This window comes from Vibrio sp. D417a (genome assembly GCF_030248595.1).
Lineage (GTDB): Bacteria > Pseudomonadota > Gammaproteobacteria > Enterobacterales > Vibrionaceae > Vibrio > Vibrio alginolyticus.
On the sequence record NZ_JAHGAM010000009.1, the window covers coordinates 44,762 to 63,646 of the forward strand.

Sequence of the window (18,885 nt, forward strand, 5' to 3'; positions counted from 1 at the left end):
TTTTTGATCGTATCTAATTTTTTGTCTGTTTTAAAAGGGTTGGACGAACCAACCCTTATCTTTATCGTAGAGAATTAGTATGAGTCGTTGTGAACGGTCTGTACTGCACGACCTGATGGGTCAACACAGTTTTGGAACGATTCATCCCATTCAATCGCCTTCGCTGAAGAACACGCTACTGAAGGGCCTCCTGGTACACACTCTGCTGCTGATGGAAGTGGGAATAACTCTTCAAAGATTTCACGGTACACGTAGCCTTCTTTTGTCGTTGGCGTGTTGTATGGGAATCGATATTGAGCTGTTTCCATCTGCTGGTCTGTCACTTTCTGTTCTGCGACTTCTTTCAGCGTATCGATCCAGCTGTAGCCAACGCCATCAGAGAACTGCTCTTTTTGACGCCATGCGATCGATTCTGGCAGGTAGTGCTCGAAGCACTCACGAAGGATGTGTTTCTCCATTTTACCGTTGCCACACATCTTGTCTGCTGGGTTCAAGCGCATTGCTACATCAATGAACTCTTTATCTAGGAAAGGTACACGTCCTTCTACTCCCCATGCTGCCAGCGACTTGTTAGCACGAGCACAGTCGAACATGTTCAGAGCAAGCAGTTTACGCACAGTCTCCTCGTGGAACTCTTTCGCGTTTGGCGCTTTGTGGAAGTAAAGGTAGCCACCAAAGATTTCGTCAGCGCCCTCACCAGACAATACCATCTTGATACCCATCGCTTTGATCTTACGACCCATTAAGAACATAGGTGTTGATGCGCGGATAGTCGTCACGTCATACGTTTCAATGTGGTAAATCACGTCACGAATCGCGTCCAAACCTTCTTGAATCGTGTACGTCATTTCGTGGTGAACGGTACCAATTTGGTCGGCAACTTCGCGAGCGGCTTTCAGGTCAGGCGCGCCTTCTAGGCCAACAGCAAAAGAGTGCAGTTGAGGCCACCAAGCTTCAGACTTTTCATCATCTTCAATACGCATCGCTGCAAAGCGTTTTGCTACCGCAGATGTAATAGAAGAATCTAGACCGCCCGAAAGAAGTACACCGTAAGGCACGTCAGTCATTAGTTGGCGTTTAACAGCCGCTTCTAGCGCTTCAGTCAATTCTTCTTTGCTAGTGCTGTTACCTTGTACTGCTGCGTACTCGTTCCAGTCACGAACATAGTAACGTGTTGGCTCAGTATCTTTAGAGCTGTAGTAGCTACCAGGAGGGAATTCACTTACTGTTTTACATACTGGAACAAGAGCCTTCATCTCTGATGCCACATAGTAGTTACCATGCTCATCGTGACCTTGATAAAGAGGGATAATACCAATATGGTCACGTCCGACTAAATACTCATCTTTTTCTTCGTCGTAGAGCACAAAAGCGAAAATACCGTTTAGTTCTTCAAGGAGATCTGCACCCATATCTTGGTAAAGTGCAAGAATGACTTCACAGTCTGAATCGGTTTGAAATTCGTACTTTCCTTCGTAACGAGCACGAATTTCTTTATGGTTGTAGATTTCACCATTGACGGCAAGGATGAGCTTCTTATCAGGGCTGTATAGCGGCTGTGCACCACTATTTAGACCAACAATCGCCAAGCGCTCGTGCGCTAAAATAGCACGCTCTGAAGAGTAAATCCCAGACCAGTCTGGGCCACGGTGACGAAGTTTTTTCGACATCTCTAATGCGATAGGGCGCAATGCGGCTGCATCGCTTTTAATGTCTAAAATGCCAAATACTGAACACATACTACATCCTTACTAAACTAAACAATTTCTAATCGGTATGGTTTAAATTTGCCATTACTAATAAAAAAAGCAACGTTTTGTGATTAAAAAAATGATAAAAGGCCTTGTTGTATGGAAAATATTTAACTCAACCGTTGTTTTGGTGAATGAGATCAAGGTTTGGTATAAAAACTATACAAAAAAGGCTTTCTATCAATAGAAAGCCTTCCGAAAAATATCAGTGCTGTTGCTTATTTAATTGGTGTGAATTTAGGTTGAAGTTGTTTACAGACGTGTCGAGCAAAACCGCTACCAGCTTCACTATAAATATTGAATGCTGCGTCAACGCCATTTTCAAGTAAGCCTTCCAATTGATCTGGGTATTCGGCGATAGCGGCAATTTGCCCCTTATATTTTCTGCGTTTAAGCTGCTCAAGTGCTGTTTGGTTACCTTGATGATGTGGCATTGCAAGCAGAACCAGTTTTACATGACCTGTATCTAAAATTCGCTCCCAGAAATCCGGGTCGGTGGCATCACCAGAAATCACATTTCTTCCTTCTGAACGATGATGATGTGCAGCGTCTTCACGAATTTCTATACCCAATGAAATTTTGCCATAGCGTGAGCGTAGCTCATCATAAGCGCCCGTTCCAATACGCCCCATACCTAAGATCAATACTTGGGCATGACCTGGGTTGATGAGTTGGTCGCGTTGATTGAGCTTTTCTACCGCTGTCTCTTGCAGCCACTTACCTGAATGTTGATAAATTTTATGGCTAAGGCGGTTAAGTGGCGCGGAAATTACAAAGGATACCGACACCGCAACCGCAATCGCAGCAAGCATATCACTTGGCATCCAGCCCATTTTATAGGCCAACCCTGCAACAATAAGACCAAACTCACTGTAGTTAAATAGTGATAAAGAGGCGAGCAAAGAGGTACGTACGCGAAACTTAAAATGATTAATAGTGACGAAGTACAAGAGTCCTTTGATTGGTAGCAGTAAGATAAATAGCAGGGCGAGAACGACGCCATTCACGCTCAATGAGGCGGATAAACCAATGTTTAAAAAGAAGCAGACTAAAAAGAGCTCCTTCATATTGAATAATGACTTGGATAGTTCTGAGGCTTTTGGGTGACCTGCGAGTAGCATGCCTAAAATTAGCGCGCCCAAGTCTGGTTTCATCCCGACCAACTCGAATAGCCCAGCACCGACAACAAGCGCGAAGAAAATACCGAATAGCACCAGCATTTCGCCGTGGCCAACTTTATCGAGCAGCTTATAGAATAGGGGACGAAGGAAAGGCAGTGCGAACAAACCGATGGCATACCATTCTGGGACTTTTCCGGTTGAAGCAGTCAGGAATACTACGGCAAAAATATCTTGCATAACCAAGATACCGATCGCGAGTGTGCCGTAGGTCGCGTTCATTTCGCCTTTTTCTTGCAATGCTTTTACGGCAAAAACGGTACTAGAGAACGATAGTGCAAAAGCTAAAAGCAGGATTTGGCTGCCGTCCATACTGGCTAGCGAAGTCAAGCCCAGTAGTTTTAAGCCGGATAACGCTAGGGCAAAAAAAGCGGTAGAGAGTATGTTGTGGGCGGTTGCCCCTCCCCATATTTCTTTGGACAGCAGGGTTTTTACATCGAGTTTGAGTCCAATAGTAAACAGAAGAAGAGTAACACCAAGATCTGCGAGAGTGACGATAACGTCATTGCTTTGGTAACCAAATGCATGCAAGCCAAATCCAGCTAGTAGAAAACCAACGAGGGGAGGGAGGCTGCATTTAAGCGCAATAAAACCAGCTAAAAAAGCGGCTGTAATTAGAATAATTTCCATACTGTTAAGCTGTATTCCTGATATACAAAAACGGGCTGTGAAAACACAGCCCGAGATTGTAACTCAATTGGTTGTATAAACTTAGTCTTCCAGTAACTTTTGTAACAAAACTCCGTTTAGCATAGCGCGTTTAATCATCGCAAATGCGCCCATCGTTGGCTGCTTATCAATGTGAGAAGCCACGATAGGGAGGTCGTTATGGAAAGTTTTAAGAGATTGATTCTCTACGTTGCGTTGAATTGCAGGGAAAACAATATCTTGTGCTGCAGTAATATCGCCAGCAATTACAATTTTCTGTGGATTAAATAAGTTAACCGTAATCGCAATCGCTTTACCTAGCTGGTTGCCAACTCGCACTAAACTCTGTTTCGCAAGTTCATCACCATTCATTGCGTGCTGACATACCGCTTCAATTGTGATGTTTTCAAGGTCGGTTAAGCTTGATTCGTATCCTTGAGTAATCAGTTGCTTCACTCGTTGAATAATCGCTGGGTTTGCAGCTACGGTTTCTAAACAGCCAAAGTTTCCACATTGGCATTGCTCACCAAGCGGGTCAATTTGGATATGACCAATTTCACCGACGTTGCGGTTAAAACCAAGAAAAACCTGGCCGTTAACGATAATACCTGCGCCAGTACCGCGGTGGACGCTAACCAAAATAGAATCCTGGCAGTCTTGGCTTGCTCCAAAGTAGTGCTCAGCCAACGCCATGCCACGTACGTCGTTGCCAACAAAGCATGCTGTATTAAACTTCTCTCCAACAATTTCACCGAGAGCAAGATTATCGATATCGGTATTAGGCATGTATTCGACCACGCCAGTTGTTGGGTTAACAAGGCCCGGTAAAGTGATGCCGATAGCGATGAGTTGATCAATTTTGTCTTCGCAACGGCTTACGAAATCTTTTAATAAATCGATGAGTCCTGCGATTAAGTCTGCTTGGTTAGTGTAGTGCAGTTCATGCTGATCTTCTGCCAGCGCGGTGCCACCTAAATCGTATAAACTGAACTGTACGTAATCTCGACCTAAGCGAACGGCAATCGAATGAAAAGGTTTGACTTCAGTAGTCAAAGAGATCGCACGACGACCACCAGTTGAAGCTTGTTGGGCGACCTCCTTAATAAGGCCGCGCTCTAAAAGTTGGCGGGTTATTTTGGTAACACTAGCAGGCGCGAGCTGACTCACGTCCGCGACTTGAATACGGGAGATAGGACCTTGCTGATCAATCAGCCTATATACCGCAGCGCTGTTAAGCTGTTTTACTAAATCTACATTACCAATCTGTCCGCCATTCATGCTTAATTTTGCTCGTATTGTCCGTTAACAACCGTCGCTTTTACTTTAAAGTCACGATCGAAAATAGTCAGGTTTGCAACCATCCCTTTTCGAACTCGGCCAAGGCGATCCTCAACACCAATTGCTGTTGCTGGGTATAACGTGGCCATTCGTAGAGCTTCGTCTAAAGCGATCCCCGCGTGCTCAACTGAATTCTGAACTGCTTCAATCATTGTCAAAGCTGAGCCGCCTAGCGTGCCATTTTCATCAACACACTTACCATCTCGGTAATATACTTTCTTACCGACAAAAATAAAGTGATCAATGTTAGCACCTGCTGGAGCTGTGGCATCCGTCACCAAAACAAGCTTTTCACCTTTGATTTTATGAGCAATTCGGATGTTTGCGTAGTCGACGTGAAAACCATCAGCAATAATGCCAGCATATACGTCAGGAGTATCGTAAATTGCACCAACAACTCCTGGTTCACGACCAACCATTGGTGTCATTGCATTAAAGAGGTGTGTAGCAAAAGTAATGCCTGCTTCAAAGCTTTTACGTGCTTCGGCGTAGGTTGCATTTGTGTGGCCAATTGAAACCACGATGCCAGCAGCCTTTAATCGCGCAATATGCTCTGGGTCGTTATGCTCAGGTGCTAGTGTTACTTTCGCTACGATATCGGCGTTTGCGCAGATAAGGTCGATCATGCTTTCGTCTGATGGGCGAATAAAATCGACGTTATGGATGCCTTTTTTCGCGACGTTAAGGTAAGGACCTTCGAGGTGTAAACCAAGCGATTGATTTTGATACTTGTTGTGGTACTCACGAGCTGCGGCAATTGCAGTTCGCATATCTTCATCAGATGACGTAATGAGTGTTGGCAGGAAGCTAGTACAGCCAGATTTGAGGTTTGCCTGGTGCATGATTTGCATGGTTTCAGGGGTAATTGCATCGTTTAGCATTACACCGCCACAACCGTTCAACTGCAGATCGATAAAGCCTGGACTTAGACTAGCGCCTGCAAGGTCTTTTACTTCGATGCTTTGAGGTAGCTCAGAAACCGGCACAATAGATTGAATAAGATCGTTTTCGATGATGACCGCATGATCGGTAAGAACATCACTACCGGTATAAATTTTACAGTTACTTAGCGCGTACATAGTCAGCTAGTCCTTATAGATGAGAATTCAATTTCTATATCGTTATCTAAGTAGAGACTGCTTCAGTCATATGGGTACTTAGTTTGTATCACTGAATTAGATAACGAGTCACATACAGCAAGTCGCGTTTTATCGATGTTATTGTCATAGTAACTAACTGAAAAGTAATAATTGTATGGTTTTTTATGATTCTTTTTCAGAGCAAAGTTACAGTGATTTACCCGCCTAGATACCAAAATAACACTGATTCTGCCTTGCATAAAGTGCGAGAATATTATCTTTAAAACGCCATTTTTTCGTATAATAAAATAAGTTTTATGATCTCGCTAGCAAAAACCTTCCGAAAGGGCAAATTGTGGTGATTATGATCACAAACGGTGAGCTTTTAATTTGCGGAGCAAAATTAATATCATAAACTTAGGATGACTAAATTGGACGGCTGAAATAAGTCATTCAACATAACATCTAATCCTATAGGGGGAACTTAAGGTGAACATTCTCGGATACTTCCAGAAGGTGGGTAAGGCGCTTATGGTGCCGGTTGCCACACTTCCTGCAGCAGCAATACTCATGGGTATTGGCTACTGGATCGACCCAAATGGCTGGGGCGCAAACAGTGCACTTGCTGCATTTCTTATTAAAGCTGGTGCAGCGATCATTGACAACATGTCAGTATTGTTCGCTGTTGGTGTTGCTTATGGAATGTCTAAAGACAAAGATGGCGCCGCTGCACTTTCAGGTTTCGTGGGCTTCTTAGTTGTCACAACGCTTTTGGCCCCTGGTGCAGTATCACAAATTCAAGGCATTGACCCAAGTGAAGTACCTGCTGCATTTGGTAAAATCAATAACCAGTTCGTAGGTATCTTGGTTGGTATTGTTTCTGCTGAGTTGTACAACCGTTTTTCTCACGTAGAGCTGCACAAAGCACTGGCGTTTTTCTCTGGCAAGCGTCTTGTACCTATCCTAACGTCTTTTGCTGGTATCGTTATTGCGTTCATCCTGATGTACGTTTGGCCATCAGTTTACGGCGGTCTGGTCAGTTTTGGCGAAAGCATTCAAGGTATGGGTGAAGCAGGTGCAGGTGTTTACGCATTCTTCAACCGTCTTCTAATTCCTGTTGGTCTGCACCATGCACTAAACTCAGTGTTCTGGTTTGATGTTGCTGGTATTAATGACATTCCAAACTTCCTTGGCGGTGCGAAATCATTAGCTGAAGGCACGGCAACGGTAGGTGTTACGGGGATGTACCAAGCGGGCTTCTTCCCAATCATGATGTTTGGTTTACCAGGCGCTGCTCTAGCGATGTACCATACTGCGAAATCAAAGAATAAAGAGAAAGTGGCATCTATCATGATTGCGGCTGCGTTTGCTTCATTCTTTACAGGTGTAACAGAACCACTTGAATTTGCATTCATGTTCCTTGCTCCAGGACTGTACGTTCTTCACGCAGCGCTGACTGGTCTATCAGTTTATATCGCGGCATCAATGCAGTGGATTGCAGGTTTCGGTTTCTCTGCTGGTTTAGTCGACTTAGTATTGTCAACTCGTAACCCGCTAGCGGTAAACTGGTACATGCTCATTGTACAAGGTCTTGGTTTCTTTGCGGTTTACTACTTCGTGTTCCGTACCGTGATTGTTAAGTTTGGCCTTAAAACACCGGGACGTGAAGATGATGAAGAAGCTTCATCTAACGTGGCTGGATCAAGCAATTCTTCAGAGCTTGCTCGTCAGTACTTGAAAGCACTTGGCGGTCATGACAACCTAAGTTCTATCGATGCCTGTATTACTCGTTTGCGCCTTTCTGTGAAAGATATGAGCGTTATCAATGAGAAAACTCTGAAAGATCTTGGAGCTATGGGAGTTGTGAAGCTAGGTACAAACAACCTACAAGTTATCCTTGGTCCACTAGCAGAGATTGTTGCTGGTGAGATGAAGAATGTATCTAAAGATGAAGACTTAAGTGGTGTTCAGTTACCAGCTTAACTGTTTAATAGTGGTGCGATTGTTTGTTATTGGTATTGCAAACAATTGATACTACAACATCGCAAAAGGCCTCCGCAGGAGGCCTTTTTTCGTTTAGGCCCTTTGAATCTGCTTTGCTTTCACGCCAACTCGATAAATATTGTCGTTTTAGAGCGAGTTCTTGTTGTCTAATTGCTTAGAATTGTGGATCATTAGGAACAATGTACTCTGTGAAACCATACTTGGATACAGGGTTCCGTTTTCTCTGACAATACTAATATTTTTGAGGTGCTATAGATGAGTGAAGCTGATGCTCGTCCATCAAACTTTATTCGCCAGATCATTGATAAAGATCTAGCGGATGGTAAACACACTAGCGTGCATACTCGATTCCCGCCGGAGCCAAATGGCTACCTGCATATCGGTCATGCTAAGTCTATCTGTTTGAACTTCGGTATTGCTCAGGACTACCAGGGTCAATGTAATCTGCGTTTCGACGATACAAACCCTGAAAAAGAAGACATCGAATACGTTGAGTCTATCAAGAAAGATGTAAACTGGTTGGGCTTTGAGTGGAGTGGTGAAGTATGTTACTCATCAAACTACTTCGATAAGCTTTACGAATATGCAATTGAATTGATTAACAAAGGCTTAGCGTACGTAGATGAGCTAAGTCCAGAGCAAATTCGTGAATACCGCGGCACACTAAAGGCGCCAGGTAAACCAAGTCCATACCGTGACCGTTCTGTTGAAGAGAACTTGGCGTTGTTTGAAAAAATGCGCGCTGGTGAATTTGAAGAAGGTAAAGCGTGTCTTCGTGCTAAAATCGACATGGGTTCTTCATTCATGGTCATGCGCGATCCAGTTTTATACCGTGTGCGTTTTGCTACGCACCACCAAACTGGTGATAAGTGGTGCATTTACCCAATGTACGACTTTACGCACTGTATTTCTGATGCATTAGAAGGCATTACGCACTCTATTTGTACGCTTGAATTCATGGATAACCGTCGTCTGTACGATTGGGTTCTAGACAACATCACGATCGAAAGCCGTCCACATCAATACGAGTTCAGTCGTTTAAACCTTGAATATACAGTGATGTCTAAGCGTAAGCTTAACCAGCTAGTTACTGAAAAACTGGTTAATGGTTGGGATGATCCACGTATGCCGACTGTCTCAGGTCTGCGTCGTCGTGGCTTCACACCTGCATCTATTCGTGAGTTTTGTAAGCGTATTGGTGTAACGAAGCAAGAAAATATGATCGAGTTTAGTTCATTAGAATCTTGTATTCGTGATGACCTAAACGAGAACGCTCCGCGTGCAATGGCTGTACTGGATCCTGTTAAAGTTGTTATCGAAAACTTTGAAGCAGGCGCAGTAGAAAACTTGACAGTTGCCAACCACCCAAATAAACCAGAAATGGGCGTGCGTGAAGTGCCATTCACGCGTGAATTGTGGATTGAGCGTGAAGACTTCCGTGAAGAAGCGAACAAAAAGTACAAGCGTTTAGTGCTAGGTAAAGAAGTTCGTTTACGTGGTGCTTACGTGATCAAAGCGGAGCGCGTTGAAAAAGATGCAGAAGGCAACATCACAACTATCTTCTGTTCTTATGATGCAGATACGCTAGGTAAAAACCCAGCAGATGGTCGTAAAGTGAAAGGCGTTATTCATTGGGTGTCAGCAGATAAAGCTCTTCCTGCGGAAATTCGTCTGTACGATCGTTTATTTACGGTGCCAAACCCAGGCGCAGCGGAAGATTTTGCTTCTACTATCAACCCTGAATCATTAGTTGTGATCAATGGCTTTGTCGAGCCTAGCCTAGCTTCTGCAGAAGCAGAAAAAGGTTACCAGTTTGAACGTATGGGTTACTTCTGTGCAGACTCGAAAGACTCTTCAGCAGATAATCTAGTATTCAACCGCACGGTTGGTTTACGTGATACCTGGGCAAAAATTGAGAATCAATAATCTCAATTAATGCTGAGAGTGATGAAAAATGCCAGCAAACGCTGGCATTTTTTATACCTAATCCCACAGAGTGCTATATAGATTTGCAAAACTGTGGATAAAAAAGATGGGTGTTTAGTAGCTTTTGTTCTGTAACCAAAGTACTGACGTCTAAGGTACTGACTTCTAGAAACAAAAAACGCCAGCATGTGCTGACGTTTACTTTTTAAATTAACAAACCCTTATTTTTTCGGTTTGTGTGCATCTGGATTGTCTTTACAACCACCATCGCTACACTTGCCGTACAAGTATAAGCTGTGGTTTGTTAGTGTGACATTGTACTTAGCTGCAATCTCTTTTTGACGTTCTTCAATAAGATCGTCAGAAAATTCAATTACCTCACCACAGTCTAGGCACACTAGGTGGTCGTGGTGATGTTGAGTCGATAATTCGAAGACTGACTTTCCACCTTCAAAGTGGTGACGAGTTACAATACCAGCATCGTCGAACTGGTTTAGAACTCGGTAAACAGTTGCTAGGCCAATTTCTTCACCTAGATCAATCAACTTTTTGTACAAATCTTCAGCACTGATGTGCTGGCAGTCTGGCTGCTGAAGTACTTCTAGAATTTTTAGCCTCGGAAGGGTTACTTTTAAACCCGCATCCTTCAGCGCCTGATTATTATCTGACATATACTTTCCCGTTGGATCATCTGCAGCGATTTAACAGAATTCAATCTTCCTACCATTATAGGATAAGCGTTCGGAACATTAAACCACGAACTTCAAAGGGTTAATAGAATCTTTTTGTAAATTAGAAACAGGTCTATTATATTACAGCTCTGACCAGTTACAATTATGTAACATTAAGCTTGGAGAGGGCATGGATAGCGATGAATAGGCGACTAGCGAAGATATACAAACCAGGAATTGTAAAGTTCGCACTCAATATTTGGCCTCCTTTTTGGGGGGCGGGTATTAAAATCTTACATATTTCTCAAGACTTCCGTACTGTAAAGGTACGTTTAAAGCTTCGCTGGTGGAATAAAAATGCCAATCGCACCCAATATGGCGGCAGTATTTTCTCTTTAACTGATCCTATTTACTCGTTGATGCTGATGGGGATTCTACGAGAGGAATATTATGTGTGGGATAAAGAGGCAAGCATTAACTTTATTAAGCCGGGGCAAAGTGATTTGTTTGCAGAATTTGAGGTCACTGAAGGGATGCTGGAAAACATTTACCAAATGACACGGAATGGAGAAAAGTGCTTTCCTGAGTTTATTACTCATGTAAAAGATAAACAGGGGAATGTGGTTTCAGAGGTTCAACGCAAGCTTTATGTAAGAAAGAAACCTCAGTATCGCGAAGAGGAAGTACTTACCGATGCTGTGTGACAATACATACAAAAAGACCTCCAAGTGGAGGTCTTTGCATCATTCAATTTGATTAGCCTTCTAGCTCAGCTAAACACATCTCTTCATAGATCTGTTTAACCCAGCTTTCAACACGCTCGTCAGTCAATTCTGGTTGGCGGTCTTCATCAATACATAGACCTACGAATTGGCTTTCGTCACCTTCAACAAGTGCTTTAGACGCTTCAAATTCGTAGCCTTCTGTCGAGGTATGGCCAAGAATTGTGCCGCCTTTAGATTCAACGATATCACGGACTGTGCCCATCGCGTCACAGAAGTATTCTGCGTAGTCTTCTTGGTCGCCACAGCCAAAGATAGCCACTAGCTTAGTAGAGAAGTCGATTTGCTCAAGTTCAGGGAAGAAGTCATCCCAATCACATTGTGCTTCGCCGTAGTACCAAGTTGGGATACCTAGAAGAAGAAGATCGAAGTTATCAATGTCTTCTTTGCTGCTTTTCGCGATGTCTTGAACGTGAACTAGATGTTTACCTAGTTGCTTTTGAATCATCTTTGCAACGGCTTCAGTATTACCTGTGTCGCTACCGAAGAAGATACCTACACTTGCCATAGAGTCTATACCTTTACATTGTTTGTTATTGGCGATGCTACTAAGGGTTTAACCTAACCCTGAGCCTTCCCAAGTTAGCTGAATTACACCTTTTGCAATAAAGCCAGCACAGCCTAGGAAAAGGACTAACCACACAATACGACGACCAAAAACAGGTACATTGCCTTGCTTTAGCACATCTTTTATCGCCATCCCGATGAAAAAAAAGATAGCAGCAAAAAGAAGATCGAGCCCAATAGACTCGAGCATATCCATATAGTCGTAAAGCATTTTAGCCCTTCATGCCGAAAAATCTTGGGCGCACTATACCACTGTTAAACGGTAAAGTTAATGCACTACAAGAAGGGTTATTTCAATAATCTAGTGTTGCTTTTCGAATTTGTTAACTCGAAATGTATTTTCGAATGACTCTCATTACTTCTGTCGGTTTCTCGGCGTGTAACCAGTGACCAGTGCCAGCGATAATGTGTGCTTTAGCATGGTTAAATTGTCGCTTCACTGCCGGCTGATGTTCTGGCATTAAGTAGTCAGAGTCGCCGCCTTTGATAAATAAAGTTGGGATATCTGTTGGTGTGATTTCTTGCCAGCCAATAATTTGGTCATAATTCTCAAAAAGACTCGGTACGTTAAACCGCCAATCCATCTTATCGCCATTTTTGTACAGTGATTTAGAGAGAAATTGTCTTACACCATCGAGTTCAATATGTTGAGCTAGGATATCCATGGCTTGCTGTCGATTTGCTGGTTTTTCATTAATAACAGCATGTAAGCCGTTAAAAACATTATCGTGACGGTTCGTAGTGTAGGCTACAGGCGCCATGTCGAGAACGACTAACTGCTTGACTACATTTGGAGCAATGCCCACAAGAGCCATCGCGACTTTTCCGCCCATGGAGTGACCAATAACAATAGATGGCTCAACGTTTAAGTGCTGAAGGAGCTGAGCCACATCTTTTGCCATATCGGTATAGTTATGGACTTCGGAGTGGAAAGAGAGGCCGTGATTTCTCAGATCAATACTGATCACCGTGTGATCTTTAATAAGATCGCGGGCGAGTAGACCCAGATTACTTAAACTACCAAACAATCCGTGAATCAAAACAACTGTTTGGCCTTGGCCTTCCTGCTTATAGTTGAGTAATGCTGACATTTTATCTTATTCGTGATGGGTTTAACGTGGAGTATCCGCGTGGATCTCGTTATAATCCCCCAGAGTTTAAACATTGAGAATGTGAAAAGCGAATGAAAACAATTGAGGTTGATGAGGATCTATACCGTTATATAGCTAGTCAAACTAAGCATATCGGTGAAAGCGCCTCGGATATTTTGCGACGCCTTTTAAACCTTGATGGTCAGTTGCAGGAAGCTAAAGCCGCGCCTGTAGTAGAGAAGCCACAAGGGATTGTAGTAAGTAAAGATGCGGGTAAAACGGAATCTGTTGATGTAGTGAAAGAAATGCGTTCGCTGCTTATTTCTGATGAGTTTGCCGGTCTAAAAAAAGCGATTGATCGCTTTATGTTGGTATTATCGACCTTACATAAATTGAATCCAGAAGGTTTCGCCCAGGCTACGAATGTAAAAGGACGCAAACGCGTGTACTTTGCAGATAATGAAGAAACCTTGCTAGCAAACGGTAATACGACCAAGCCAAAAGCCATTCCTGGCACACCGTTTTGGGTTATCACGAATAACAATACAAGTCGTAAAAGACAGATGGTTGAACAAGTGATGGCACACATGGGGTTCCAACCTGACTTAATAGAAAAAGTAACAGGTTCAATCTAAGAAACCTGATAGAAGCCTCATAATGCGTCGCAGTGAGCGGATATTATGAGGCTTTTTTAATTTTATTTGTATTGAAAGAAAGGATGTCAAACATGGCTATGCACCCTCGTGCTGGGCAAAAAGCGCAGCAGGAAGATCTTCACAATATCCCAGCACTCGTTGCTAACTACTTCTTACTTCAACCAGACGCGGCAAACGCAGAACACAAAGTTCAATTTGGTACTTCTGGCCACCGCGGTACTGCAGACAAGCACACTTTTAACGAAAACCACATTTTAGCGATCGCTCAAGCGGTAGCAGAAGTTCGTGCTGAGCAAGGCACAACTGGCCCGTTGTTTGTGGGTAAAGACACGCATGCGCTATCTGAGCCTGCTTTTTCAAGTGTGATTGAAGTATTGATTGCAAATGGTGTGAAAGTGATTGTCCAGCAAGACAACGGTTACACGCCAACACCGGGTATTTCACACGCGATTCTGACTTACAACATCAAACACGATGAAAAAGCAGACGGTATCGTTATTACCCCATCACATAACCCACCACAAGACGGCGGTATCAAATACAATCCGACACATGGTGGTCCTGCAGAAGCTGAGTTGACTCAAGCTATCGAAGATCGTGCGAACGAATTGATTGCTGAAGGTTTACAAGGTGTTAAACGCCTACCACTAGCAGAAGCAAAAGCATCGGATCTGTTTGTAGAGATGGACTTGGTGAAGCCATACATTGATGACCTGGTGAACGTTATCGATATGGAAGCAATCCAAAAAGCGAACCTGAAGATTGGTGTAGATCCATTGGGTGGCAGCGGTATCGATTACTGGCGTCAAATTGGTCAGGCATACAACCTAGACCTAACGCTAGTAAGTGAATCGATCGATCCTTCTTTCCAATTCATGTCGCTAGATAAAGATGGCGTTGTGCGTATGGACTGTTCTTCTCCTTACGCAATGGCGGGTCTATTGGCACTGAAAGACGAATACGATTTAGCATTTGGTAACGATCCTGACTACGACCGTCACGGTATCGTTACGCCAAAAGGTTTGATGAACCCGAACCACTTCTTAGCCGTTTGTATTGACTACTTGTACCGTCATCGTGACGCGTGGGGTAAAGACGTCGCTGTTGGTAAAACACTAGTTTCAAGTGCGCTGATTGACCGTGTTGTTGCGGATCTAGGTCGTGAGCTATGTGAAGTGCCTGTTGGTTTCAAATGGTTTGTAGACGGTCTGTACACTGGTAAGTTTGGTTTCGGCGGCGAAGAAAGTGCTGGTGCGTCTTTCCTTCGTAAAGATGGCACGCCTTGGTCAACAGACAAAGATGGTATCTTGCTATGCCTTCTAGCAGCAGAGATCACTGCGGTAACGGGTAAGAACCCTCAAGATTACTATGAAGAGCTAGCGGCGAAGCACGGTGAGTCGAAGTACAACCGTATTCAAGCTGTAGCAAATGGCCCACAAAAAGACGTATTGAAGAAGTTGTCACCAGAAATGGTTGCGGCTGAAACTCTAGCAGGTGATGCGATCACTGCTCGTCTAACGCATGCACCAGGCAATGGTGCTGCGATTGGTGGCCTTAAAGTAACGACAGCTAACGGTTGGTTCGCTGCTCGTCCATCAGGCACAGAGGACATCTACAAGATTTACTGTGAAAGCTTCAAAGGTGAAGAACATCTGAAACAAATCGAAGCTGAAGCACAAGAAATAGTTAATCAAGTATTTGCAGCCGCTGGTTTGTAAAACACCCAATGGTCAATGTATCTAGCAAAGGGTTGATGTGAAAACATCAACCCTTTCATGTTTAAGTGCCCCGAACCGCTTTATCTCCGGGCCATGAATCTGGTACTACAAACCAGAATTGACCGTCTTCCGTTTGTGCGTGTATGAATCGATCTAAAGGCTTTTCAATAGGTTGAGAGAAATCGTCTGTACCGATCGCCCAGCATGGTTTATGTAAATGATAAAGGGGTTTACCAATTAAATCCCATTGACTTTGATAGCACCAGTAACCACTAATCTGACTTGGATTTAATTCATAACCCAAGCACTCCTTAGGGGGTGGCTCTGGAATAAACGGATTAATATAGAGTCGTCCTTGCATCATTAGGCGCTCTTGTGGGGCGTCGTTTAACGGAATTATTTTTTGAAATTCCGGGCGATCGCTCATTTTCAATTGATGAGTAAGCATTCTATTCAGTTTTGTATGCAGCTGGTCGTGAGCATTCGGACCATACCAAACGCCGTTATAAAGAAGATAAAACTTAATCGCCACTTCCCAGTGTTCTATTTGATTTGATTCTGTATTCCGCAACACCAAATCTATAGCACCAATGGTCTTACCTTCGATGTCGTTTAACTGAACCTCTTCCGCGATAACCTGATATCGTTCTGAACTAGAGAGAACTGCAGTGCATAAGTGCTGATATAAAAAGCCCAATCTTGGATTACCATTGTATTGCTCAGTGTTCTTTAAAGGCGTTACCGTAAGATCCTCTAAGGTTGCAAACGGAGGGCGTAACTTGAAAAGAGGAGGTGAAGTGGCGATCCATTGGTAAAAGCGTTGCAGTTGGTTCATCCGTATCCCTAAATGTATGGTGAGGCGACAAGCTTTGTTATTGTAACTAAATTTGCTTTTGAGGGTAGGGTGGCTAGCATCGATATTAGGGTTCGAGATACACTTTAAATACCTAAATGATATCAAGGTGCCAGATGTCAAAACGTTGTTGTATCAACTAGGTTGCACACTCTCGGTCTGATTTCATCGAGAGGTTATTTAGGTTTACATGCGCTAGAAATTGGAAGTAATAATGAATAACTTAAAGCTAGAACAGATTCTTAATGACAAACTGTCACCGCAGTTAATTAAAGATTACGCACCAAACGGGTTACAGGTAGAAGGGACGCCAGCCGTAAAGCGTATTATCACTGGCGTAACCGCCTCTCAAGCCTTAATCGATAAAGCGATTGAGCTTAATGCAGACGCATTGCTTGTTCATCATGGCTATTTTTGGAAAGGTGAGCCTGAGCCAATTCGTGGCATGAAAGGTAAACGAATTCGTAGCCTGATCAAAAATGATATCAACTTATATGGTTATCACCTTCCTCTAGATATTCATCCAGAGCTAGGCAACAACGCTGAATTAGCTCGCTTACTTGAAATCGAAGTAGAAGGTGGGCTTGAAGGGCACCCTCAGTCAGTTGTTATGTTTGGGCGCTTGAAAAAGCCGATGTCTGGTGTTGAATTTGCGAGTAAGATCAACCAAGTTCTTGAAAGAGAGCCTCTGCATATCGCTCCAGAGAATACTGATAAGATGATTGAGACAGTCGGCTGGTGTACTGGTGGAGGGCAGGATTTCATTGAACTTGCTGTACAGCACGGGCTGGATGCATTTATCTCTGGAGAAATTTCAGAGCGCACCACTTATACTGCTCGTGAAATGGACATTCATTACTTTGCTGCAGGTCATCATGCTACTGAGCGTTATGGTGTTCAGGCCTTAGGCAAATGGCTAGCGGATGAATATGGCCTACATGTGGAGTTTATCGATATTGATAATCCGGTTTAGCGTTCTCCATTAATAACGTTAAACGCAAAAAAGAAAAAAGGGTTGAGACGAAAATCTCAACCCTTTTGTTTGTCTATCTTCGTACTAAAAGATCATTCACGTTCGTGAAGTGGAGAAAACTCACGTTGTGTTTCGCCAGTGTATAGCTGACGAGGACGACCGATGCGGTTCAGTGGATCGCTGTGCATTTCGTTCCAGTGAGCAATCCAGCCGATGGTACGAGAAATCGCGAAGATAACCGTAAACATAGAAACTGGAATACCAATCGCTTTAAGAATGATACCTGAGTAGAAGTCTACGTTCGGGTACAGCTTCTTAGACACGAAGTACTCATCAGAAAGTGCAATGCGCTCAAGTTCCATTGCAACGTCTAGCAGAGGGTCTTGAATGTTTAGCTCTTTGAGAACTTCATGACACGTTTCGCGCATTACTGTCGCACGTGGGTCGTAGTTCTTGTAAACGCGGTGACCAAAGCCCATTAAGCGGAATGGGTCATCTTTGTCTTTCGCGCGGTCTACATATTCAGGGATGTTATCGACGCTGCCAATCTCTTCTAGCATTCTCAAGCAGGCTTCGTTTGCGCCACCGTGAGCAGGCCCCCAAAGGGATGCAATACCAGCGGCAATACATGCAAATGGGTTCGCACCAGAAGAGCCAGCTAGGCGAACAGTTGATGTCGACGCATTCTGTTCGTGATCCGCGTGTAGAGTGAAAATCTTATCCATCGCACGGGCAACCACAGGATTTACTTCATACTCTTCGCAAGGGTTTGCGAACATCATATGCAAGAAGTTCTCTGCGTAGCTAAGGTCGTTACGAGGGTAAATAAATGGCTGACCGATAGAGTATTTGTAACACATCGCCGCCAGTGTTGGCATTTTTGACAGCAGACGGTACGCTGCAATTTCGCGGTGTTCGTCGTTGTTAATGTCAAGAGAGTCGTGATAGAAGGCTGCAAGTGCTCCAACTACACCACACATTACCGCCATTGGATGAGCATCGCGTCGGAAGCCATGGAAAAAGCTTGCGATTTGCTCGTGTACCATTGTGTGACGAGTAACGGTCGTTTTGAATTGCTCGTATTGTTCTCGGGTAGGGGCTTCACCATAAAGAAGGATGTAACATACTTCTAAGTAATCTGCGTTATTGGCTAATTGATCAATCGGGAAACCGCGGTGCAAAAGAATACCTTTGCCGCCATCGATGTACGTGATTGATGATTCACAAGATGCAGTGGCAAGAAAACCTGGGTCAAAAGTAAAGTAACCATTGGCTCCCAGCTTACGAACGTCAATTACAGGTGTACCTAGCGTACCGTCCATAATTGGCAGTTCGATTGGCGCTTGACCTTCAACATGAAGGGTCGCTTTCTTATCCGCCATAACAATCTCCTTTGTTTATTATTTAATCCGTCCAGGATGTTTATGTGCCATTTTTGTACTGTTGTTAAAGCTTAAAGTCAATTTTTCTCCATCTTTGTGTGCACTTGTTATGATTTTTCTCATGAAAATCGTTAAAAATCTGTTCTATGTAGCATAATTTGTTACACCAATTGTATTAGAATGTTGCTCGCCGTATATTGGCAAAGAAAATTTTAGTTAAATCCTTATAAATTCGGGGCTAGAAACAAAGAGTGAGGTTTGTTGCTGG

Annotated in this window: 16 protein-coding genes; 6 read left to right on the plus strand and 10 right to left on the minus strand. The window is 43.5% G+C overall.

Annotated elements, in window-relative coordinates; translation table 11 throughout:
* Nucleotides 1–74 precede the first annotated feature (74 nt).
* The 4 genes from asnB to nagA all read right to left on the minus strand — a co-directional run bounded on the left by asnB (nt 75) and on the right by nagA (nt 5,994).
* Nucleotides 75–1,739, minus strand: coding sequence for an asparagine synthase B (gene asnB / locus KI742_RS10375; RefSeq protein WP_005384979.1), 1,665 nt, complete (start codon nt 1,737–1,739; stop codon nt 75–77).
* 230 nt (nt 1,740–1,969) lie between these two features.
* Entirely contained in the window at nt 1,970–3,559 is a 1,590-nt protein-coding gene (locus KI742_RS10380; protein WP_005384981.1) for a cation:proton antiporter family protein, read from the minus strand.
* 81 nt (nt 3,560–3,640) lie between these two features.
* A complete protein-coding gene (locus tag KI742_RS10385) occupies nt 3,641–4,855 on the minus strand; it encodes an ROK family protein (protein ID WP_005382105.1) in 1,215 nt (404 codons plus the stop codon).
* A gap of 2 nt (nt 4,856–4,857) precedes the next feature.
* Nucleotides 4,858–5,994: an N-acetylglucosamine-6-phosphate deacetylase gene (gene nagA, locus KI742_RS10390; protein ID WP_104978885.1), complete on the minus strand. Its 1,137-nt coding sequence runs from the start codon at nt 5,992–5,994 to the stop codon at nt 4,858–4,860.
* 489 nt (nt 5,995–6,483) lie between these two features.
* Between nagA and nagE the strand changes: the two genes are divergently transcribed.
* Together nagE and glnS are read left to right on the plus strand one after the other, a co-directional pair.
* Nucleotides 6,484–7,977, plus strand: a complete 1,494-nt coding sequence (nagE, locus tag KI742_RS10395; protein ID WP_005384985.1) for an N-acetylglucosamine-specific PTS transporter subunit IIBC — start codon at nt 6,484–6,486, stop codon at nt 7,975–7,977.
* Between the two features lie 276 nt (nt 7,978–8,253).
* Nucleotides 8,254–9,924 carry a glutamine--tRNA ligase gene (gene glnS, locus KI742_RS10400; protein ID WP_005382124.1) on the plus strand — a complete coding sequence of 557 codons (1,671 nt, stop codon included), beginning with the start codon at nt 8,254–8,256 and terminating at the stop codon, nt 9,922–9,924.
* Between the two features lie 221 nt (nt 9,925–10,145).
* Here the strand turns inward: glnS and fcrX are convergent, their stop codons facing one another.
* Nucleotides 10,146–10,595, minus strand: coding sequence for a ferric iron uptake transcriptional regulator FcrX (gene fcrX, locus KI742_RS10405; protein ID WP_005382141.1), 450 nt, complete (start codon nt 10,593–10,595; stop codon nt 10,146–10,148).
* 200 nt (nt 10,596–10,795) lie between these two features.
* On the opposite strand from fcrX, the gene KI742_RS10410 reads away from it, so the two are divergent.
* Nucleotides 10,796–11,299 (plus strand): DUF4442 domain-containing protein, encoded by a 504-nt coding sequence (locus KI742_RS10410; RefSeq protein WP_005382144.1) that lies wholly within the window; start codon nt 10,796–10,798, stop codon nt 11,297–11,299.
* Between the two features lie 52 nt (nt 11,300–11,351).
* Here KI742_RS10410 and fldA read toward each other — a convergent pair whose 3' ends face one another.
* From fldA to KI742_RS10425, 3 genes are all read right to left on the minus strand, one after another.
* Nucleotides 11,352–11,885: a flavodoxin FldA gene (gene fldA / locus KI742_RS10415; RefSeq protein WP_005382146.1), complete on the minus strand. Its 534-nt coding sequence runs from the start codon at nt 11,883–11,885 to the stop codon at nt 11,352–11,354.
* A gap of 48 nt (nt 11,886–11,933) precedes the next feature.
* Complete coding sequence (locus KI742_RS10420; protein ID WP_005393038.1) at nt 11,934–12,155, minus strand: DUF2788 domain-containing protein; 222 nt, start codon at nt 12,153–12,155, stop codon at nt 11,934–11,936.
* A gap of 112 nt (nt 12,156–12,267) precedes the next feature.
* Nucleotides 12,268–13,035, minus strand: coding sequence for an alpha/beta fold hydrolase (locus tag KI742_RS10425; RefSeq protein ID WP_285385217.1), 768 nt, complete (start codon nt 13,033–13,035; stop codon nt 12,268–12,270).
* A gap of 92 nt (nt 13,036–13,127) precedes the next feature.
* On the opposite strand from KI742_RS10425, the gene seqA reads away from it, so the two are divergent.
* Complete coding sequence (seqA, locus tag KI742_RS10430; RefSeq protein ID WP_005382149.1) at nt 13,128–13,670, plus strand: replication initiation negative regulator SeqA; 543 nt, start codon at nt 13,128–13,130, stop codon at nt 13,668–13,670.
* A 92-nt stretch (nt 13,671–13,762) separates the two neighbouring features.
* Entirely contained in the window at nt 13,763–15,409 is a 1,647-nt protein-coding gene (gene pgm / locus KI742_RS10435; protein ID WP_025766986.1) for a phosphoglucomutase (alpha-D-glucose-1,6-bisphosphate-dependent), read from the plus strand.
* Nucleotides 15,410–15,470: 61 nt separating this feature from the next.
* Here pgm and KI742_RS10440 read toward each other — a convergent pair whose 3' ends face one another.
* Nucleotides 15,471–16,244, minus strand: coding sequence for a DUF1853 family protein (locus KI742_RS10440; protein ID WP_285385216.1), 774 nt, complete (start codon nt 16,242–16,244; stop codon nt 15,471–15,473).
* A 232-nt stretch (nt 16,245–16,476) separates the two neighbouring features.
* On the opposite strand from KI742_RS10440, the gene KI742_RS10445 reads away from it, so the two are divergent.
* Nucleotides 16,477–17,235: a Nif3-like dinuclear metal center hexameric protein gene (locus tag KI742_RS10445; protein ID WP_285385215.1), complete on the plus strand. Its 759-nt coding sequence runs from the start codon at nt 16,477–16,479 to the stop codon at nt 17,233–17,235.
* Nucleotides 17,236–17,327: 92 nt separating this feature from the next.
* Here the strand turns inward: KI742_RS10445 and KI742_RS10450 are convergent, their stop codons facing one another.
* Nucleotides 17,328–18,617, minus strand: coding sequence for a citrate synthase (locus tag KI742_RS10450; protein WP_005382163.1), 1,290 nt, complete (start codon nt 18,615–18,617; stop codon nt 17,328–17,330).
* Between the last annotated feature and the right edge of the window lie 268 nt (nt 18,618–18,885).